Origin of the sequence: Paenibacillus andongensis (assembly GCF_025369935.1) — a bacterium.
Classification (GTDB): domain Bacteria; phylum Bacillota; class Bacilli; order Paenibacillales; family NBRC-103111; genus Paenibacillus_E; species Paenibacillus_E andongensis.
Map to the genome: position 1 here is coordinate 7,076,658 of NZ_CP104467.1, position 20,810 is coordinate 7,097,467.

Annotated in this window: 22 protein-coding genes; 11 read left to right on the forward strand and 11 right to left on the reverse strand. The window is 43.0% G+C overall.

Translation table 11 applies throughout. From position 1 onward, the window contains the following. The first annotated feature begins 469 nt into the window (after positions 1 to 469). Positions 470 to 733 (forward strand): hypothetical protein, encoded by a 264-nt coding sequence (locus tag NYR53_RS31550; protein WP_261302982.1) that lies wholly within the window; start codon positions 470 to 472, stop codon positions 731 to 733. A 64-nt stretch (positions 734 to 797) separates the two neighbouring features. Here NYR53_RS31550 and NYR53_RS31555 read toward each other — a convergent pair whose 3' ends face one another. Then, a complete protein-coding gene (locus tag NYR53_RS31555) occupies positions 798 to 1,181 on the reverse strand; it encodes a GyrI-like domain-containing protein (protein ID WP_261302983.1) in 384 nt (127 codons plus the stop codon). 128 nt (positions 1,182 to 1,309) lie between these two features. Between NYR53_RS31555 and NYR53_RS31560 the strand changes: the two genes are divergently transcribed. After that, positions 1,310 to 2,059, forward strand: coding sequence for a spermidine synthase (locus NYR53_RS31560; protein WP_261302984.1), 750 nt, complete (start codon positions 1,310 to 1,312; stop codon positions 2,057 to 2,059). A 42-nt stretch (positions 2,060 to 2,101) separates the two neighbouring features. Here the strand turns inward: NYR53_RS31560 and NYR53_RS31565 are convergent, their stop codons facing one another. Further along, positions 2,102 to 2,512 (reverse strand): SRPBCC family protein, encoded by a 411-nt coding sequence (locus tag NYR53_RS31565; protein ID WP_261302985.1) that lies wholly within the window; start codon positions 2,510 to 2,512, stop codon positions 2,102 to 2,104. Between the two features lie 207 nt (positions 2,513 to 2,719). Here NYR53_RS31565 and NYR53_RS31570 point away from each other — a divergent pair, with 207 nt between their 5' ends. Beyond that, on the forward strand, positions 2,720 to 4,276 hold the full coding sequence (locus NYR53_RS31570) for an ABC-F family ATP-binding cassette domain-containing protein (RefSeq protein WP_261302986.1): 1,557 nt from the start codon (positions 2,720 to 2,722) through the stop codon (positions 4,274 to 4,276). A 38-nt stretch (positions 4,277 to 4,314) separates the two neighbouring features. On the opposite strand, the gene NYR53_RS31575 is transcribed toward NYR53_RS31570, so the two are convergent. Both NYR53_RS31575 and NYR53_RS31580 read right to left on the reverse strand, forming a co-directional pair. Continuing rightward, positions 4,315 to 4,500: a hypothetical protein gene (locus NYR53_RS31575; protein ID WP_261302987.1), complete on the reverse strand. Its 186-nt coding sequence runs from the start codon at positions 4,498 to 4,500 to the stop codon at positions 4,315 to 4,317. A 190-nt stretch (positions 4,501 to 4,690) separates the two neighbouring features. Beyond that, entirely contained in the window at positions 4,691 to 5,647 is a 957-nt protein-coding gene (locus NYR53_RS31580; RefSeq protein ID WP_261302988.1) for a substrate-binding domain-containing protein, read from the reverse strand. Positions 5,648 to 5,808: 161 nt separating this feature from the next. Here NYR53_RS31580 and modA point away from each other — a divergent pair, with 161 nt between their 5' ends. From modA to NYR53_RS34580, 3 genes are all read left to right on the forward strand, one after another. Then, a complete protein-coding gene (gene modA, locus NYR53_RS31585) occupies positions 5,809 to 6,669 on the forward strand; it encodes a molybdate ABC transporter substrate-binding protein (RefSeq protein ID WP_261302989.1) in 861 nt (286 codons plus the stop codon). 2 nt (positions 6,670 to 6,671) lie between these two features. Further along, on the forward strand, positions 6,672 to 7,343 hold the full coding sequence (gene modB, locus NYR53_RS31590) for a molybdate ABC transporter permease subunit (RefSeq protein WP_261306590.1): 672 nt from the start codon (positions 6,672 to 6,674) through the stop codon (positions 7,341 to 7,343). A gap of 228 nt (positions 7,344 to 7,571) precedes the next feature. Then, on the forward strand, positions 7,572 to 7,904 hold the full coding sequence (locus NYR53_RS34580) for a DUF5658 family protein (RefSeq protein WP_367618599.1): 333 nt from the start codon (positions 7,572 to 7,574) through the stop codon (positions 7,902 to 7,904). A gap of 15 nt (positions 7,905 to 7,919) precedes the next feature. Here the strand turns inward: NYR53_RS34580 and NYR53_RS31595 are convergent, their stop codons facing one another. From NYR53_RS31595 to NYR53_RS31625, 7 genes are all read right to left on the reverse strand, one after another. After that, complete coding sequence (locus NYR53_RS31595) at positions 7,920 to 9,149, reverse strand: hypothetical protein (RefSeq protein WP_261302990.1); 1,230 nt, start codon at positions 9,147 to 9,149, stop codon at positions 7,920 to 7,922. Between the two features lie 159 nt (positions 9,150 to 9,308). Then, entirely contained in the window at positions 9,309 to 9,575 is a 267-nt protein-coding gene (locus NYR53_RS31600; RefSeq protein ID WP_261302991.1) for a hypothetical protein, read from the reverse strand. A gap of 61 nt (positions 9,576 to 9,636) precedes the next feature. Next, entirely contained in the window at positions 9,637 to 10,113 is a 477-nt protein-coding gene (locus tag NYR53_RS31605; RefSeq protein ID WP_261302992.1) for a hypothetical protein, read from the reverse strand. A 166-nt stretch (positions 10,114 to 10,279) separates the two neighbouring features. Beyond that, positions 10,280 to 10,483, reverse strand: coding sequence for a hypothetical protein (locus tag NYR53_RS31610; RefSeq protein WP_261302993.1), 204 nt, complete (start codon positions 10,481 to 10,483; stop codon positions 10,280 to 10,282). 125 nt (positions 10,484 to 10,608) lie between these two features. Further along, positions 10,609 to 11,502 (reverse strand): PhzF family phenazine biosynthesis protein, encoded by an 894-nt coding sequence (locus NYR53_RS31615; RefSeq protein WP_261302994.1) that lies wholly within the window; start codon positions 11,500 to 11,502, stop codon positions 10,609 to 10,611. 104 nt (positions 11,503 to 11,606) lie between these two features. Next, the gene (locus NYR53_RS31620) at positions 11,607 to 14,783 is read right to left on the reverse strand and encodes a response regulator (protein WP_261302995.1); all 3,177 of its coding nucleotides are present in this window, start codon (positions 14,781 to 14,783) and stop codon (positions 11,607 to 11,609) included. A 119-nt stretch (positions 14,784 to 14,902) separates the two neighbouring features. After that, positions 14,903 to 16,186, reverse strand: coding sequence for a GGDEF/EAL domain-containing response regulator (locus NYR53_RS31625; RefSeq protein WP_261302996.1), 1,284 nt, complete (start codon positions 16,184 to 16,186; stop codon positions 14,903 to 14,905). A gap of 271 nt (positions 16,187 to 16,457) precedes the next feature. On the opposite strand from NYR53_RS31625, the gene NYR53_RS31630 reads away from it, so the two are divergent. The 5 genes from NYR53_RS31630 to NYR53_RS31650 all read left to right on the forward strand — a co-directional run bounded on the left by NYR53_RS31630 (position 16,458) and on the right by NYR53_RS31650 (position 20,746). Continuing rightward, positions 16,458 to 17,162: a response regulator transcription factor gene (locus tag NYR53_RS31630; protein ID WP_261302997.1), complete on the forward strand. Its 705-nt coding sequence runs from the start codon at positions 16,458 to 16,460 to the stop codon at positions 17,160 to 17,162. 456 nt (positions 17,163 to 17,618) lie between these two features. Continuing rightward, positions 17,619 to 18,449: a Ppx/GppA phosphatase family protein gene (locus tag NYR53_RS31635; protein WP_261302998.1), complete on the forward strand. Its 831-nt coding sequence runs from the start codon at positions 17,619 to 17,621 to the stop codon at positions 18,447 to 18,449. A 77-nt stretch (positions 18,450 to 18,526) separates the two neighbouring features. After that, the gene (locus tag NYR53_RS31640; RefSeq protein WP_261302999.1) at positions 18,527 to 19,519 is read left to right on the forward strand and encodes a zinc-binding dehydrogenase; all 993 of its coding nucleotides are present in this window, start codon (positions 18,527 to 18,529) and stop codon (positions 19,517 to 19,519) included. A 160-nt stretch (positions 19,520 to 19,679) separates the two neighbouring features. After that, the gene (locus tag NYR53_RS31645; protein ID WP_261306591.1) at positions 19,680 to 20,282 is read left to right on the forward strand and encodes a TetR/AcrR family transcriptional regulator; all 603 of its coding nucleotides are present in this window, start codon (positions 19,680 to 19,682) and stop codon (positions 20,280 to 20,282) included. A gap of 20 nt (positions 20,283 to 20,302) precedes the next feature. Continuing rightward, positions 20,303 to 20,746: a DoxX family protein gene (locus NYR53_RS31650; protein WP_261303000.1), complete on the forward strand. Its 444-nt coding sequence runs from the start codon at positions 20,303 to 20,305 to the stop codon at positions 20,744 to 20,746. Positions 20,747 to 20,810 lie beyond the last annotated feature (64 nt).

Sequence of the window (20,810 nt, forward strand, 5' to 3'; positions counted from 1 at the left end):
ATCCGCAGGGAGAGGGCAACCTCTCCTTTTTTGATTTTTGAGTTTGGGGCAAGACAAGCTTTCCCCTGTTTAGCATCGTTATATGCAGACTTGGCTTAGCGGATACATGCATAGTCATTCGTTCGGTAAGACTATTTTTTCCTGATATTTGTTTTCTGGTTCGTGGGGGAAATGAGGCATCAAGAAGGCATGTTGTACAGCGTGCAACATTGGCGTGAAAAACGCTGATTAGCATGCGTAATGTTGTACAAAATACAACAACACGCTACCGCCGATGTTTTAAACATATACATCTTAGGCAGCGTAACTTGCCTTGCTTCAACTTTTAAAAACACTCTTATCCAAAGACGGCTTAAGCCGTTTTTTTGTCATGGATGCCAGTCTACATTAATCCGCCTTTCGTCTAGCACATTATGAATCTACTTTGCATTTTATATAGAGAATCAAATATAGAAGCGAGGTGATCGGAATGGCTCGTACAAAAGCTGTTTTACAGCCCGATTTAATATTGATCAGTTGGACAAGAAACCCTCTAAGACCGGGTTCAGCACGCAGGATTATTGCTGCTCGTGTGATTGGCAGCGCTCAACCTTGTAGATTTACGTTGGTACCCAATGGATTGCTTATCAATGCTTTAAATTGTTTATTAGACCATGACATCGGTTTTAAAATCGTGTTCCAGAAAAAAACTTCAAGTTTCAGCGGATATTTGGTGTTACAACGCAATCGATAGCTTGTTGTTAAAAAGATAGAAAAGATCCACAACAATGGGTTGTGGATCTCTTTATTATTCATGATTAAATGGATAGAAATATCTTTATACTGCCATCCTGAGAATAAAATTCAAAATCAGTTTTGTATGCTCTTTTAATATCGCTTTTCCAGATATCCACCCATGCATGAAAGACGCCTTGTGGATCCGTATTATCTACTTCTACAACATGGTAGTTTCCTGCTAGAATGAGGACACTACTTTCATCCGTAATTTTCTCCTCAGTACCTATAATCAAATCATAATCACCTGTGAAATCACTTGAATAATTATGATAAACAGCATAGATATCACCTTTTACATTTAAACGAACAAACTCTTCCCACAGACTAAGTATTTTGTCCGTATTTTGATTATTTGTTCTTATTTTTTTGCCATAAATAAGCTTTTCAGTAACTGCTGCATGCATGTATATTTCCTCCTACTAGTTTTAATATAGAGAATATAACATTCATTCCCTGACAACAGTCTGTCAGCTTTCATAAATATTTAATTTCATTGTTGTACATTTTCTTTTTAAAAAAGGAGCAACATCACTTGGATTTACTGTTCAAAGAGGTCAGCAATAATCACGAGATATCTGTGTACGATACGCCGGAGCTGTTTGGTGAGAAAGGGAACTTCCGAGTATTGGAGTTTTCCAATAAGGCTATACAAGGTGCAATGGATTTGAATCATCCTGAACGAATCCTATTTGAATATCCAAGAGCGATTATCCATTTAATGGATTTCAATACCCCCACATTCGAGGATGTCTTTGTCATTGGACACGGAATTGGAACGATTGCAGGGCATTATTCGGAGAAACGATGTAAAGTAGCGGAGCTCGATGATAAAGTCGTGGAGTTAAGCAAGAGGTTTTTTGGATACCGCAAGGATAATGTGATCGTTGGTGATGGACGTCAAATTCTCGGGAGTGAAGAACCGCAGGCCTACGATTATATTATTTTAGACGCCTTCACGGAGAAAGGTACTCCTTTACATCTAACGTCCAGGGAATTTTTCAGGATAACGAGGGAAAAGCTCGATTCGCAAGGGGCTATCATCATGAATCTATTGGGTAAAGGGGAGAATGATCAGCTTCTTAACGCCATTCATACGACGCTTAGTGAGGAATATGCTTACATCAAATCATTTGCCCTGCCATCTGAGGGTGCCGCCGATGTACTAAATATCATTATCATGGGCAGAAACAAGCCAATCAGATTTCAAGCACGCCATATGGCGGGTTTCACAGAGATTGAACTAGGACAAGGCTATGTCATTAAGGATAGCAGCCCAAAGTGATAAAACGTTATCGTTCAAGTGAACGGATAACGTTTTTTTGTGTTAAGCGAAGAATTGTTTTAGCGGTTCCCAGTAGTTGATATGCCAACCCTTAGACAAATGTTCACTTTGGTCCTCAGGAAATCCTGTATGGCTCAAGGTTAAGCGAGTTCCCTCCCCTTGTTCCTCCAGCTCGAACTTCACCAGGGAATAGACGCCTTCTTCCCAATCCTTGATACGCCATGCTTGAATAATTCGCTTATTTGGCCTTAGTTCTATATTCTTCCCCACGACCATCCCTCCGAAGCAGGAGAAGGTGCCGCTGGATTCGGTCGACGTTTCAGTCGGAGAGCCCCCCATCACCTCACTAAACAGTGTTGCATCGGTCAATGCCTCGTAGATGCGATTCGGACTCACGGGGAATACCACCTCTTGTTGGATCGTCGATCCACACTTGCAAGATGCTGTCGTCATTGTCTTCTATCTCCTGTACTTGAAGTTGGGCAATGTTATTTTCCCCAATGTTAGGTAACCTATGAAGGAATATGTAACCATAACAACAAATATTGCGACGTTTGGCAGCTCTTAATGCGAATGATCTTTTTTGGTGTTGTTCGTTACCCATTGTTTATAATAAAATAAGAATAAAGTAAGAATAGATCAAAAGAAAAGGTGTCATTCATGAGCATATTAAACGTAGAACGACTAAGTCACGGCTTTGGAGACCGCGCCATCTTCAACGATGTATCCTTCCGCCTACTCAAGGGCGAGCACATCGGACTCATCGGCGCTAACGGTGAAGGGAAGTCCACCTTCATGAACATCATTACAGGTAAGCTCCAGCCGGATGACGGCAAGGTCGAATGGTCCAAGCGTATGCGCGTTGGTTACTTGGATCAACATGCTGTACTTAATAAAGGCCTTTCGATCCGCGACATCTTAAAGGGAGCCTTTCAATATCTGTTCGACATGGAACAGGAAATGAACGATATGTACGCCAAGATGGGCGACGTAACGCCAGAAGAGCTTGAGCAAATGCTTGAAGATGTTGGAACGATTCAGGATACATTGACGAATCAAGATTTCTACATGATCGATGCCAAGATCGAAGAAACCGCTCGTGGACTAGGCCTTACAGATATTGGGCTGGATAAGGACGTCAATGATTTAAGCGGAGGGCAGCGGACGAAGGTATTGCTAGCGAAGCTTTTGCTCGAAAAACCGGACATTCTGCTCCTCGATGAGCCGACGAACTATCTCGATGAACAGCATATCGAATGGTTGAAACGCTACCTGCAAGAGTATGAGAATGCCTTCATTCTCATCTCACATGACATTCCGTTCCTCAACAGCGTGATTAACCTGATTTATCACATGGAAAATCAAGCGTTAAATCGCTATGTTGGCGATTACGAGCACTTCCAGCAGGTTCACGAAATGAGAAAGTCACAGCTTGAATCCGCGTATAAGCGTCAACAGCAGGAAATTTCTGAACTGAAGGACTTCGTCGCCCGTAACAAAGCGAGTGTCGCGACGCGGAATATGGCGATGTCCCGGCAAAAGAAGCTGGACAAGATGGAAGTTATCGAGTTGGGCAGGGAAAAACCGAAGCCGCAGTTTAATTTCAAGGAGGGGCGAACATCTGGTAAGCTGATTTTTGAAGCGACAGATCTCGTTATCGGTTACGAGGATCCCTTATCCAGACCGCTCAACCTTCGCATGGAACGTGGTCAGAAGATCGCGCTTGTGGGCGCGAACGGAATCGGTAAAACGACCTTGCTGCGCAGTATTTTAGGTGAAATCAAGTCACTATCCGGATCTGTCCAAAAGGGAGATAACCTCCAAATAGGTTACTTCCAACAGGAGATCAAGGATTCCAATAACAACACCTGTATTGAGGAAGTGTGGAATGAGTTCCCTTCATTCTCACAATTCGAGGTACGCGCGGCGTTAGCCAAGTGCGGGCTCACAACCAAGCATATCGAGAGTAAAGTTGTGGTACTCAGCGGTGGTGAGAAAGCTAAGGTTAGGCTTTGCAAGCTGATCAACCGCGAGACGAATCTACTCGTGCTCGATGAGCCGACGAACCACTTGGATGTCGATGCGAAGGATGAGCTGAAGCGTGCTCTTCAGGCGTACAAAGGCAGCATCCTGCTAATTTCTCATGAACCGGACTTTTATCGTGATGTCGTAACAGAAACATGGAACTGTGAATCTTGGACGACGAAAGTGTTTTAAATCTTATTTATGGAGCTTATCTAATCGCTTGCTTGCGATTAGGTAAGCTTTTTATATTCATGCATGAGTCGCATGATGATCTTTCGAACTGGCATCTTCTTCCGATTAATCATCATTTGCATGCGTTTCATGGGAATGAGAATCGTTCGAATGACCCCACCTATTCGCACTCCCAAGCTCACATGTATGGACATATAACTGCACCATATGATCTGTTTTCTCACTAACCCATGCCAATAATGCAGCATTCTCACCACTCTTTCATAACCGTGCTTCCCACTTGAATTTATTGTAAATGAGATCTCCCGGATAAAAATCAGTCCTTAGACGGAATTACTCCTCCTCAAAAAAACATGCCAATTCACTTGTGTTTAAGTGAATTGGCATGTTTTAAAATACAATCGTTCTGATTCGTTAAGTCTCGAATAAAATGCGTCCTGTCTGCGATAAATCATAACCTTGGATCGGGCGCAGCTCATTGTGGAAGGATTCGGATTGTAAGACTTGCTTAAGTCGCTCAATCCATTCCAGGTTTTCCGGTTTTTTTAACATGACAAGGTCATATCGTTCTTGAATAAGTGGAATGAACTCAACGCCGCCAACCATATAGGCTGCTTTCTCAATTCCCACCCCGAAATCAGCTTCACCCGTGGCGACTTTACCTGCCACACCCATGTGATTCGATTCCTCCTGCTCATAACCGCTTAGCAGCTGATAGGGGATTCCATGAAGACGGAGCTGCTCATCGAGAAGAACTCGTGCGCCGGAACCTTTTTCACGATTGACCAACTGAAGTCCAGGCTTCTTGAGGTCAGCCCAGCCGTAGATCTGTTTAGGATTTCCTTGCTTAACGTAAAGGCCAGCCGATCGTGAAACGAGATTCATAACCAGATAGGAAGAACCCGTCAGCAATTTTCGGATATAGGGAATGTTATATTCGCCTGTGTCACCATCCAGCAGATGCGTACTGACAATATCGGATTCACCCTTATACATCGAGATCAGACTATCCAAACTTCCCACGTAAGAACGAAGTGGTCTGTAATTGGATACATGTCTCTCCATATGCTTGGCCAAAATGTCCAAGCTAACGTCTTGTCCAGTTATGACAAGAGATTGTTTCGAAGATGAGGCAGCCTGAGCATGAACTTGCTGCTGTGGAAGAGATTCGGCCAGGTCCTTTTTGGGAGAGGCTATACCTCCTTTCGCACGTGTTTTATATGCTTCGAGATCCGATGCATCTACGCGCATCTGCTTTCCAACACGATAAGCAGGCAGATCCCCTTTTTTAATTAGATCATAGACGGTTAGTTTGGAGATTTTCAAAAGTTTAGATATTTCTTCCGTTGTATAGGAAACGTCAGCTGTCATGGTAAACCTCCAAAAGCATGTTTAACATCTATCATAAGCGGATGAATAGGGTATTTCAATCCCGTTGTTTACTAATTAAATATGGTTTTATATAATAATCAGTAAATATACAATTCTATTTATGATTAAATAGATATAAATTTAATTTCGGAGGGGATTAAATGTTAAAACCAAGAATGTTTAGTTATGTTTTATTATGTTTTGTTATAACTACTATGATCATCACAGGTTGTACGAGCAAAAAAGAGCAACCCGCTGCTAGCTCAACACCAGCTCAAACTGCTCAAGCAGCAGCGACACCTACCTCAACACCAACACCCACTGAGAAAGTAGAATTAACGATTTCTGCAGCCGCAAGCTTAACCGATGCATTCAAAGAGATTCAAACGAATTACGAGAACAAAAATAAACAAATTAAACTCAATTTTAACTTCGGAGCTTCTGGGGCTCTGCAACAGCAAATCGAACAAGGTGCTCCAGCAGATTTATTCTTTTCGGCAGCAACTAAAAATATGAAAACACTAGTCGACAAGCAGTTGATTGAACCATCACAGCAAAAAAACATGCTTATCAATGAATTGGTTCTCGTTGTTCCCGCTGATGGCAAAGTAACCGTACAAAAAGTAGAAGATTTAACAAACGAAACGATCAAGCACCTAGCAGTCGGAGAACCGCAAACCGTCCCTGCTGGCAGCTATGCCAAAGAGGCTTTGACTAACGCGAAGCTTTGGGACACACTTCAAGCCAAAATCGTACAGGGCAAGGATGTGCGCCAAGTACTTACCTACGTAGAGTCCGGGAATGCCGAAGCCGGTTTTGTTTATAAGACCGATGCGTTGACTTCAAAAAATGTGAAAGCAGTTTTTAGTGTTGATCCAAAAACGTACACGCCCATTGAATATCCTGCAGGTATTGTAAAAGCAACAAAACACAGCAAAGAAACCACTGACTTTTACACGTATCTCCAAAGTAAAGAAGCCCAGGATGTGTTTGTGAAATACGGATTCACTATTCCAAAATGATGATAAAACAGATGAACTGGACAGAATTTGCTTATCCTATAATCCTCTCATTAAAAGTTGCCGTTGTATCCAGCATTTTTGTTCTTTTGATTGGTGGATTAGCAGCTTGGGGAATGTCGCGGCGGAACTTTCGCGGAAAGACATTGTTAGAAACAACGTTTCTTCTGCCATTGGTGCTTCCTCCGACAGTCGTAGGTTTTATCTTGCTGGTCCTACTAGGTAAAAAGAGCTGGATTGGTCACCTCATGGAAAGCTTCTTTAATCAGTCGATTATTTTTACATGGGGGGCAGCGGTAATTGCTTCGATTGTGGTGGCTTTTCCTTTGGTCTATCAAACGATGAAAACCGGGTTTTCCTCGGTCAACCAAGATCTGGAGGATGCAGCGAGATCAACGGGAGCAACCGAGTGGCAAGTGCTACGATATATAACCTTACCTTTGGCATGGCGCTCTGTTACGGCAGCTTACATTCTTGGCTTTGCTCGAGGGCTCGGGGAATTCGGTGCAACGCTTATGATAGCAGGCAACATCCCTCACAAAACCCAAACGTTGCCTACCGCCATCTATATTGCTGTTGAATCTGGTGATCAGACCCTCGCATGGTACTGGGCAGGAGCCATTATCATTATCTCATTCGGACTACTGTTGTTCGCTAACCGCAAGCCAAAGAATTAGAGAAGGTTGTCTTGAATACAAAAAAAAAGCCCCTAAAAGGATGTACATTTACATGGAATCGGTTGATTTCACTAATTTCACCTATGCTGTGTAATGTCAAAACTGATCCTCCTATTCATCATATATTTATTTGCATATGACCTATTGCTTCCAAAAGTTACATTATGTATCATCCGTATATAACCCTATTCATTTCTCTCATTCTTGCAGTTGAAAGCGAGGGCGCCTATGGATGTCATTCGTCAATTGTTTATCAGTAAAACACTTATTTGCTTACTTTTCTTATGTTGTACTGACGCAATTTTTACGGATATTGGCCTTCATCTGGCATTTATCAAGGAGCTAAATCCACTTATCCGAAGTATTTACGAGTGGCATGTTAGCGGATATTATTTTGTTAAACTGATACTTCCTTTGATCCTAATGGCCATATACCCCCGTATTCGAAAAAGGGTCTGGGTCCAGCCCTGTTTGACCCTCATCGTCTTGATCTACGGAGCCGTCAATGTATACCATTTCATCTGGTTGTCTTATGGATTGACTTACGTTGCGAAAGGCTAATCAATGGTTCCGATGCTATGGACGCACCCATTTGGCTCCCTGCCAAGTATGAATGTAATACCACAACTCCCCGTTTGGAGACTTCCATTCGCGTGAAGCGGTGACGGTTTGTGGTGTAAAGGTAAGCACCTGCGTAGTTAATGAAGCGTCCATATACGGTGTGTCCAGTGCAATGGACGCTTCGGTCAGCTCTAAGCGAGCAACGCTCTGCTTCACCCCGAGCTTCGCATCGTTATCGAAGTCACCGGTCAACCGGGATGAGATTTCCTTAGCCAGGTTGATCCACTTACCAGATCCGTCCGCTACGACAAAGAACCAACCATCTTTTTTTCCAATCGCATGAACGGTTTGCGGCAGCTGAGGCCCAGGCAACTCGTCGCTATAAGGGAATGGTAATTTGTAATAGCGAAATGGGACAGGAATGTCCAACTTAAGGTCGACCTTCTCTACACCCTCAAACCCAAGTCCATTGGAATCATCTGCGTGTATCCATCTTAATCCTTTCGATGTATCGACCTTATACCAGACGCTGGGAGGAACCATTCGCGCTTGTTGTATATACTTCTCGATAGGCTTCACGATCTGAGGTGCCAGCTTTGGCTCGTCAGTCAACGGTTTCTCGAAAGGCAGCATATAGACCGCAGTCTCCTGTTCAATCGAGATCATTCCTTCGACCGGAGAGCCTTTGTATTTTTCTGCATAACGATATGGGCGAATCCACTTGTCTCCAAGCCACGAGGTTTTGATTAGATACCACTTATCATTGGAGTAGCATGGCGTATAAGGGTCGCACACTGGAATAGAGGCAACAACTTGAACCGTTTGCGCAGATAGTTTGTACTGGGTTGTCTTCATCGGTGACGCTGAGTCATATAGGTCTGTTTCCTGTTCAAGTAAAGTCAGCTTTTGCTCCTGAAGCTCCAGTTGTCCATATTTGAACGCACCTTCCTTCAAATTAATCCATGCTACACCAAGCCATGTCATAACCGGCACTTTATCCATACTTGTGATGCCCAGCAGCATGCTGCTCTCGATCGGAGCTAAGTGGACAGACTGGAAGGCGCTAAGCGAGCCGATTACCTCATTCGATCTTGTTTCCTTGCTTGCGTACAGCGTAAACTCGTCCAACAAAGTTACATAAGGCATATCACTTGGCGCAGCGAGTTCCTGCTCAGCTTTAGAGAGCTGCGGCCCGGATAGGAAAACTATGGCTGCGGTTAGCAGTAAGGTTAACCATTTGGTCAAACTAATCATCTCCTTTCGATAATTAGACGTACGTTTTGCATGAAAGTTACAATTTTTCCCTCATTAGCGAATTGTCCAACACACGACAAAGAGCCCCACCGATCTGCCGGATAGAGCGCTCAAAGATGTTGCTGATATTCCAAAACTATTTCCCTCTGGTTATAGCAACAATATTTTGGACAATTTGATAGATGATAAACGATGCAAAAACACAAGCACAGAAATCGTCGCGTAAATTCTCCGAGGATTCTGGTACCACTTTGGAAATTGTTCAACTCGTTTGGGTAATTGAAAGCCTTGAACAATATCGTCATGCTTAATTGCTTCGTTAAAAGGCACCCTCTCTTCTGTGGCTACCTCATTGGTTAGTTTCTCGGATTGATGCAATGTTTTGTCATTAAAAGGGTTGTAGGAAGTATCTTTCATGTTAGACCTCCTTCACGTTAATATCCTCATATTACCATTTTTAAAATACCGTTCTACATTTTTAATTAGGAATCCAAAATACCTCCATATTAAAGGTATCTTTATCTTTCTCCTGGCTCGTGCACCCTATAAAAGAATAAACCATTTTTCGCTCTACTTTTATACCTTCTATCCCTTTACAAGTATATAAGGCTGTTGATGTTTCACCAAGATACGTAATATTTTGTACATATGTAATCATTTTGCCGTTAAAATGAAAGATGCTGAAATTATTAATATCTTTCATATCATCAAACCAAATTCTGGTGAATGAATCACTTTTCCCTTCTTGAACATGTTCAATAAACTTGATATATCTATCCGAATTGCTCGTTACCCCTCTGTAAGCTAATATGACGCTTATATTTTCCGTCAATTTTGATGAGTGATAATAAAATTCCTTCTCGATGTTTTTAATGAACAAAGTAAAATCTTTACGCAGTACAACTCCAGAAAGAATTAGAAGGAGTATAAAAGATGAGATAACATATTTTTTCACAAAGCAGTCCCTTTCTTGTTCGGCAGCTCACTTAAAAGTAAATTTCCTTGTTTAGATAAAATGTGTATGCCCTCCATATTCTCCCTAATTATAAGCCGTAAAAAATAGTTAGCAATAAAAAAAGCCACATTGAAAACTCTCAACATGGCTCCTCCTATTTTTAATTTTAATTCAATCTGCCGGGCGTTTTGTTAACTTCAAAGTTAGTCGTATCGCTATAGCTCTCACCCATCGCCTGATAGTTAGAAGGAACTTCTTCATCTGTCTGGTCTACATTCGAGATAGCGTTATCCGCGTTCTCCTCCGGATTCGAGGTTATGGCCCAGCTGACTGGACGTCCAAGCTTCTTATGCAATTCGTTTTGATCCAAAGAAATCCCTCCGTTGTTCATCACAAAATTTATTTCAAGTTATTGTGACTCAAAGGAGCGCATTTCATTCCAGCGACATATCCTTAACCCGCATAATAAGCGAATTAAAAGGAAGAGGACCCGTATTATATGGAAACCTCGAAATCTTTAACATGAACAGCAGTACCCTTAACCTCTATGCCATACTGATCATTGTTTAGTGTTACTGTCACGTGAATTCTGCCATCCCTGCCCATTTCATGACCTTGCTCAATCAAAAGGTTTAGCGGAGAGTCAGCTTCCTTGTTCAAAAAATTAGCATAATAAGCACCCATTACTCCAGAAGCGGTGCCAGTAACCGGGTCCTCAATCGTACCGGAATAGGGAGATGAAAAATGACGAGCATGCATGTGCGCATTCACATCGTATGTTTCTAAGCAGAAAGGATGTACCGACGCCTTTGGCATTTCTTGTAATACCTCTGGAAAGTGCTTATTATTCGGTTTCATTGCCTTGAAAGTACTAAGGTTTTTTATTGGGACTAACAACGTCCATATGCCCGTGCTTCCATACAATGTTGGTAGATTAGTTTCTATATCTTCTTCTTGAATCCCCATAGCAGATGCCAATTTTTCTAATGAGCCATTAAACTCTTGGAACTGCGGAGTAGCTTGCTGCATCGTTATGTATATCCCTTTATTCAGGTGAGGGTCTAGTGTAATCGATAAAACGCCTGCTTTTGTTTCAATCGTCCATTCTGTTTGATCACCAAGTAATCCTTTTGTTTTCAATGCATAAATGGTTGCCATTGTAGCATGACCACAGAGGTTTATTTCATGACCAGGTGTAAAGAATCGAATCTTGAGATCAGCTTTTTCGGACTTAAGCGGGAAAGCTGTTTCATTAAAACCAACTTTTTCTGCAATTTTTTGCATGTCATCATCAGAAAGCTTTTCGCCATCCATAACGACGCCCGCTGGGTTACCCATGTTAGGAATATGACTAAATGCATCGTAATGATAAACCTTTATTGTTTTCATATCATACACCTGCCTCTTCACAATAAATCTTCTAATACCAATTATATGATATTTTACTTCTGCAAAAAGAAAAAGCTGCCGCGGCAGCTTCAATTTTACAACATCTAACTAATCTGGTCATTCGCTAGCAGGATATCTCGCTTCACGCCAAGTATCCGATCAATCTCAATCTGTATTCGTTTAATCCCCTCATGACAATCGTCCAAATTGATTTCGATTTCCATTTCCTTTTCCAAAGCTAGAACCGCCGTTAATAACGGCTCCGCGTAGAAATTGGCTGCAACACCTTTAAGTGTATGAACCATTCTGCGTGCAATCGCATTCTCCTCATTGATAATAAATGGGAGGAATTGCTCCGAGAAGTTACGGTAATCCAGCTTAAATTTCTCCATCATATATTGAAAAATATGTATTTTATGATCAATATTTCGCATGATTTGCGTGGAGTCTACACCCTCGATTTCAAATAACCAACTCGGATTTAGCCACTTCTCCAGCATATCGGAAAGCTGCTTTTCATCTACTGGTTTAATCAGGATGTCATTCAGCCCCAGTTTAAGAATTTCCGGCCGGTCCTGCATCATGACATCCGCTGTAAGGGCAATAATCGGGATCTTATTCATCAGCTTAAGCTTCCTCAGCCGCTGTGTTGCCTCATAGCCGTCCATCTCAGGCATATGAATATCCATTAGAATAAGCTTCCATTCCTGCTGATCAACAAGCTCCAGGACCTCATAGCCATTCTGCGCGATAACCACTTGGTAACCTAATTGTTCAAGAAGTCCAATAATCACCAATTGATTAATTTCATTATCCTCTGCAACTAAAATGCTACCTTTGGACATGGTGGATAACGAGCTGCTTACTTCAATGGAATTGTTTGCAATGGCTTGAACTGCCTCCAGTCTACGTTGATTTAAAGCTTGCAAATTTTTCTGCAGCGTCAGCCTGCTGACAGGCTTAACAATAATTGCATCCGCTTTCAGCTCCGAGGGCAATTCGGACATTTCATCTCTGCCTTCAAGTGTTGTAAACGCAATCAGTCTCGTCTGTGTGCGATCTATCGAATCCAAGATACGGCGCCAAGTGGCGGGATGCTGCATTTGATCCATTTGCATATCCAAGAATATATAGTCATTTGCTGACTTGTCCGCGCTATTTTGTTCCAAAGAAGCAAACAAATCAGATGAAGATATAACCGTATCCACCTGATATTGAAAGGAACCAAGGAGCTCTGATATATGCTGTGCTACAACTGGATGATCTTCAGCTACGAGAACTCGGTTATTCCCCTGTGGCAGCACAGCGTTCAGGCGCTTCGTCCCTTTTCCAGCATCCCCCTTTGTGCCAAACGTCAGACTAAAATAAAAGCGGCTGCCTTCCCCAAGGACCGTATCCAGCTGCAAAACGCCCCCCATAGACTGCACCAAATGCTGACAAATGACAAGTCCTAACCCGGTACCGCCATACCTGCGGCTTATGGATGTATCTGCTTGCGAGAACGGTAAGAATAGCTGCGATAGCTGTTCCTTAGAAATGCCAATTCCAGAGTCTTCCATTGCAAATGATATAACGACCCCTTCGTCCACATACTTCTCGACCCGAACCTTCAATCGGATATAGCCCTGCTTGGTAAATTTAATCGCATTATTCGTTAAATTAATGAGTACTTGTTCCAGACGAAAGGAGTCCCCGCTAACGATATCCGGTAAATCCGCTGGAGTATCCAGCATAATCTCGATTCGTTTCTTGCCTATAGATACGCTGACTAGATCGGCAACCTTTTGAAGGGATAGTTCTAATGAGAAATCCACCATCTCTAAGGTCATTTTACCTGCTTCGATTTTTGAGAAATCAAGAATATCGTTAATCGTCGTAAGTAGGACGTTCGAGGAACAATCAATTTTGTCCAAATATTCTTTCTGAATCGTCGTCAATTCTGTTCGTTGTAAAAGTAATGAAAGTCCAATAATACCGTTCAGGGGCGTACGTATTTCATGACTCATCCTAGCTAGAAACTTACTCTTCGCCCTGTTGGACTCATCCGCTTCTTCCCGCTTCTTCAAATCGGTTATATCGTGTACCGTACCGGTAACGCCGGTGATCTCTGTTTTATCCTCATTGAATAAAGGGGAGAAGGTGACGTTATACGCATGCTGATTGCCATCCGGAAGCAAGAAGTGGATTGCAAATTGCTGCGTTTTCCGCCTCTCGATCGTTTGTTCGAATATCTGCTCCCACTTCTCGGTATCATCCATCTGGACCAGATCCGTTAATTGCTGTCCCCTTACTTGCTCGGGCTCTAGCTGAAAGGTCTGGTACATTTTGTAGTTCGTAGAGGAGATGCTTCCGTCCAGTCGAAATTTGAAAATAAAGTCCTCCGAATTTTCCACCAACGTCCGATATTGCTCATCTCTGACTCTCGCTTTGATTTGCGCTGCACGGTGCTCAGTCACGTCGACGGCAGATCCAATTACTTCATTGACGGAACCATACTTATAAATGGGTTGTAGATTAACAAGGATCGTAGAGCCGCTGCAATCGTATTCATAGGAGACTCGCTCACCTTGCCAAGCTTTATCATAATGCTGCTTTACGAATTGTTTAAACTCTTCACTTAATACATGGATTTCTTCCAATTTTTTGCCGATGAATAGACTAGGTCTCAAACCAAGATGATAGACCAGCTGTCCTTCAAATAAGATGTAAACGTATTGATCTCGGTGCTTATGGAACTTAAATGTAAAGCCTGCCTGAAATCTTAGCATATTGATTAGTTCCTGTTCCACTTGATAGACCTGCTGCTTATATTCACGAGCCCGGACTAAATATCGCAGAAAACAAGCAACAAAAAACAAACAAAGCAGCTCAATGACAATATATCTGTAAAAGGTATCAAGCGGTGTGCGATAAACAAACCATATCATCGTATAATAAGACGGGTAGAAAATGACTCCTCCAAATAACCATTTAAGCCAATATGAACGCGTTCTAGCAAATATCACACTAATCCCCGCGACAGCTATCATTCCAAAAATCAGCTGAGGAATTTCTATGTTACCTTCAAAGAAGTAGCGCCCTATCCATAAACATACGAATGTAATACTTAATGAGAAGTATCCTCCTAAATAAATAGAAAGGAGTAAGGCTACTCCGCGAAAGTTAATAATAACGTGATCATCAACATGGACACTGAAGTGCAAGAGGACAAACACTAACATTCCATATGAAAGCCCAATGAAACCCTTGTAGAGCCAAGCAGGCTTCTGATTCAGTTTCATCGTTATGGAAAGCTGTTCCACGAATAATACAAAAATCGTTATAATAGCAAAATTGGTAATCAAAGCGTGAAGCAGAATAATCACCAGCCTATATCGACTTAGAATGTAGGATAATCACGCTATCCCGTTTGTTTAGTTTCTAGATGCAGCATTTCCTCAATACGCTTCGCCATGACCGGCTGGCTGAAATAATAGCCTTGGACCAGCCTGCAGCCACACTCCCGCAGTACTTGAAGCTCCTCCTCCGTCTCTACACCTTCCGCTACAACGAGAAGATTCAAATTTCTAGCCATCGTAACCATCGTGTCTACGATAACCGCATTCACTTGTTTATGTATCAATCCCTTAATAAAGGATTGGTCAATTTTCAATTTATCAATGGGGAAGTCTCTGAGATACCCGAGCGAGCTATATCCGGTACCAAAATCATCCATCGCGACGCGAACACCCAGCTTCTTCAGCTGACGAAGTGCGTCTGCGGCCAGTTCAACTTGCATACTCATACTTTCCGTAATTTCGAGCTCCAAGTACTTGGGTTGTAGGCCTGTTTTCTCCAAAATAGTCTGAATCATCCGGCTAAGTCGGCTATCATTGAACTGCCGTCTGGACAAATTAACCGCAACGAACACTTTGGAAAGACCAGCTTCCTGCCACCGCTTGTTCTGCATACAGGCTTCCTTCAATACCCATTCCCCTATTTCATGAATAAGACCGCTTTCTTCCGCTATGGGGATGAAATCAGAAGGAGGCACATGACCCAAAGTAGGGTTATGCCAACGAATCAGGCTCTCTAGTCCTACAATTCGATTCGAATATACATCAACAACTGGTTGATAAACAAGATGAAATTCCTGATTATCAATCGCTCTTCGCAATTGAAACTCGATGTCCATACGCCTTTGGAACTGATCTTGTCTATTTGGCAAGGAGGCGGAAAGAACGGCTTCTGCAATTCCTGTTGAATAGAAGTGAGTGTCATAGACACCTTGAATGCCGTTCTGAATGGCCATTTTGCATCGTTCTAGAAAGTAAGAGGTCATACACTTATTTTTCAATTCCATGGATAACATTTCTTTATGAAAATAATCTGCTGCACCTAGCCGCATCGCTTGAATGGTTTTCATAGAACCTTCGGGTGTATGCGTACTAAGTACTACGACAGGAATAGGACTATGATTCATAATAAGATGAAGCGCAAGTAATCCATCTGCGTTAACCATATCTAAATCAACGATAACTAAATCCGGTTTATTAGCCAAGATGCAGTCAAGTACGGTATTTCCCTGCTTCGCCATACCTGTCATTACGAACTGTGTATCCTTCTCGATTAAGGACTCTACTTCTGATCTTAATTCACTACATCCACATACCATTAGAACACCAAACCCGTCCAAAAGACCCATTTCCCCACCACCCTTACAAGCAATAAATACACATTATCTCTATTATACTTTCCACTTATTAAGTTACTTACCTAAATGGTACGATTTCCTCCTTCTAATTTCGCTAATATTTTACTAACAATTTCTCTTAAAATGTCAATGATAGCGGTTTACTCTTAAATTTCGACACCGTATAATAGAATTAATGAGTAAAGTGTTAGCGCGTGCATTCCCTCTGTTCATTTCACGAATTATGAATTGGAAAATTTAGCTTAGTTTGGGGGAGTTTCTAATGGACAGAGTCCTGCTAATTGAGGACGATGATATTATCGGTGAAATGATCTGTATGTATCTGAAAGAGGAAGACTTCCTAGTCCTAAGGTCCCACAACGGTCAGGAAGGCCTTGCAGCATTGCATGAATTTGAACCGGATCTCATTCTTCTCGATCTCAATCTTCCTGACTTCGAAGGAATTGAGCTGTGTACGTCCATTCGGGACATAACTACTGTGCCCATTATTATCATTTCATCCGACTCCAGAGTGAGCGAAAAGATTGAAGCATTCACCGTAGGTGCTGACGATTACTTAGTCAAACCATTCAGCATGCATGAGATGAAAGCCAGGATACAAGCCCTATTACGTCGTTTCAAACTGGGACACCCTACCGAGACGACAAAGCTTCAGGTAGATCATGAAGTTACCGGATCTGCCACGGATTTAAACATTAATTTGGAAAAAAGAACGCTCTACGTCCGAGGCGAGTCCATCGAAATGACGTTCTCCGAATTCGAGCTTATCCGGCTGCTGTACGAGCATCCCGAACGCGTTTACCGCAGAGAAGATCTCATAAATGCATTACGTGGTTTCGATTCCTACATAAACGACCGTGCCATTGACGTTCATATTACGAATTTGCGCAGGAAAATTGAAGTTAATCCCAAAGAACCGAAATACATAAAAACCGTGTGGGGCGTAGGCTATAAATTTGTCATGTGAAGATGGGCTGTTCCAAAAGGTCAATTAGACCTTGAGGGCAGCCCTTTATCCATTTGTCGCATAAATTGTTGCATATTTTACAACATCATTTAACAGCGAATAGGGATGCATTCATCCGGCAACCTCACTTACGCATATTTGACGATGGATTCCGAATTAGGACACCTCTCAGCAGATAAGTTATAGGCTTAATTTGCTTCGCTTCAACCTTCGCAAACAACTTCTTTCAAGAGTTCAATTTAAGCTGCAAATCCCTGCATCTATACCCCTACTCCCTCTGACTTCATTCTGTTTATGTCGTAAAACAATGCAATTTGTTGAAAGCATATCTCCATACAATCTTTTACTAATTTTTAGCAAAAATTGGTTGACATAGAAATCATTGATCCTTTAGTATTGGATTTCTGAGACCACGCTAGGGGATAACCAAACTATGGAACAAATGGGTGAGATCTTATGCAAAGTAATAAATTAATTTTGGATTTGGGAAGTCATAGTGCCAAAGTGTTTAGGAAATCAAACGATCATATTGAGCAAGTGGATGTTCTAACATGGGAGCTTCTGGAGAGCGGGGTGGACCTGCCGTCGATTGAAGGGACTTTAAAGTCTTTGCTTTCTACGCAATGCTCCTTTATCGAAGGCCTTGGCCAAGGAGACATTGAAGCTATTGGTACAGAAGCGATGCGAAGATCACCTCATTTGTCCGAACATATGCAGGAAGTTTGTAGGAATTTGAGGATTGCTTATAGAACCATTAGCCAGAAAGAGGAAGCCGAGTTGCTCAAGAAAGCGATAGCGGAATCCGATATCCCCAGTGACCTTGATGTGATCAATACCGGGGGAGGCAGCATCCAAATTATCACGAGTGAAAGCGAAGCTCCTTATCTGATTCCATTCGGCATCTCGGATCTTAACCAACAATTCAACTTACTCGGGCCTCCAGATCAAAGACAGATTGCCACTTGTATCAAATGGCTTTCCTGCCGATTGCCGGCTTCCTTAGAGCAGTTTGCCTATACGGGCGGTGAGAAAACGTATTTGCGTCATTTCCAGATCGAGCTTGAGGATGATCTGTATTGCCATAGAAGTGATTTCACCCAACTAACCAGACAATTGGCAGCTCAGGACCTCCAAACCCTAGAAGCTAACTCTCCTTTCGATCCCAAATGGATGCGCGGCGCTATTGCTTCTAATTGTGTCGTTCTTGCTGGCTTGATCAAATCGGGTGCAACCAAATTCATGCCATCGGATCTCAATATCGCTCATGGATTTATCAGACAGTTATAAATATTCCCACTTTTGCAGCAGTCATATATAATCATTAGAGAACATTATACGCAAATAGATAAGGTGGGTTTACTAGCATGACGAAGATAATGAATGCCGTTATGATCAAGGAGTATGGAGGGATTTCAGGGATTGAATTTGGCGAAACTGCCATTCCGGACATAAACAGCGGTGAGGTGCTGATTAAAGTACATGCTGCCTCCATTAATCCCGCCGACTTATTATTTCTGCACGGTAATTATGGTATACAGCGAGAACTGCCTTCGGTTGGCGGCATGGAAGGATGCGGAACCGTCATCGCTACAGGCAGCAGCCTTGTCGCACGTATGTTAAAAGGGAAGCGTGTCGCCTTCGTATCCGAAGTTTACGGCTCCTGGGCGCCCTATACCAAGGCGAGTGCTATGACCTGCATGGTGCTGCCTGATCATGTATCCGATGAGCAAGGTGCTGTTTTCTTCGTCAACCCGGCAAGTGCCATGGCCATGGTGAAAATAGCAAAGCAGCATAAATCCAAAGCCATCGTTCAAACCGCCGGTGCTAGTGCACTTGGCAGAATACTTGTGAAACTCGGCCAAGAGCATGGTATTCCTGTGATAAGTGTTGTTCGCAAGGAAGAACAAGAACTGCTGCTGAGAGAATTAGGCGGACAGCATATCGTCAACAGCAGCTCAGCTACCTTCGAGAAGGACTTAAAGATGAAGTCCCATGAGCTAGGAGCTACCGTGTGCTTTGATGCTGTAGGAGGCGACTTAACGGGCCTCGTGCTGTCGGCGCTCCCTGATGGCGCTACCATTTTCCAATACGGCCTTCTGGGAGGAAAAACGACAACGATCAACGCCGATGATCTTGTTTTTCGCCGGAAACGTATCGCCGGATTCTGGGCATCTGATTGGGTGAAAACGCAATCTATTTTTGAACTGCTTGCCCTACAGGGCTCAATGAAAAAATCAATCGGATCACATATCCAAACCGAGATTAGCCAAAACTTCCCGATGAGTCAAACCGTCGATGCCATCAAGCAGTACACGGCGAATATGACTTCGGGCAAAGTGCTTCTGCTGCCTGTCTAGAGATTGGCATATAAATAAGCGCATGCGCCATTTTGGCGGCATGCGCTTATTTATATACCGTCCAATAATAAAATCTATTTACAAACCGATGGTCGGTATATATAATGTGTATATAGAGATATCGACACATGAGGTTACAAACGCACTCGGAGGGATGACTTTGAAGCAAGAGGAACGCAGACAGCAAACAATGACGCTGCTATTGGATTCAACCAAAGCGCTGATACGAGAAAAAGGATGTCACTCGATCACCATGAAAGACATCATGGAGAAATCAGGACTGTCCAAGGGGGCTATTTTCCATTACGTGAAGAGCAAAGACGAAATTTTTGCTTGGGTACTGCAAGAGCGGCTGGAAGAGACCAACACACGTTTTATGAACGAAGTGGATCCAAGCCGCCCTACGTTCGATAATCCTATGCAGAAGATCACAGAAAGTTTATCGCTACTAGAAGATGGTCAGGACGTAACGAACAAGGTGCTTATGTATTTACTTGGAAAAGAGGATCAGCCTCTGGTAGCGGATGTGCTCAATCACTACTATGAGCGGTCTGTGCATGTATCCAAACAGTGGATAATGACTGGCCAAGAGCATGGAGTCATTCCGGACTCCGTGGATGCGGACAAAACAGCGGAGATGTTCGTTCTGCTCTCACTCGGGTTCCGCTTGCGCTCCTCGATTCCAATAGCAGGGACATTTTTTAATACCCAAGATTATTCGTTGTTTATGAAAGATATGCTAAAAGGCAAATCAAGCCAATAGACTTTAACGGAGGGATACTCATGATACCTTTTTATGTGCTTGTGGTTTCGTTTACGCTATTTAGAGTTCTAGGCCTGTTCGGCTGGTCCTATTTCGACAGTTGGCAAACTCCGCTCCAAGGAGCGGTGGCCATTATGCTGCTGGTTACCGCTTCCGCCCACTGGGGTAAAAACCGAGAGGATCTGATCCGGATGGTTCCGCCCGCATTCCCGAGGCCGCGTTGGCTGGTAACTGCCACTGGCTGGCTGGAAATTGCCGGAGCCATCGGCATTCTCCTCCCCGCTACCTCACGGGTGGCTTCCATCTGCTTAGCGCTTCTGCTATTAGCCATGTTTCCGGCCAATGTAAAGGCAGCCCGGGAACGCTTAACCATCGGCGGAAGACCTACGCCTAAGCTGCTCGCTCGAACGCTGCTGCAGATCGTGTTTCTAGCGGCGGTTCTCTTGGCGGGCAGCGGGGTGTAAGGTCAATCCGATAGCATGCGCGCGGCTCGCGAAAACAATGCGATAGCGATGAAAAACATCGCTA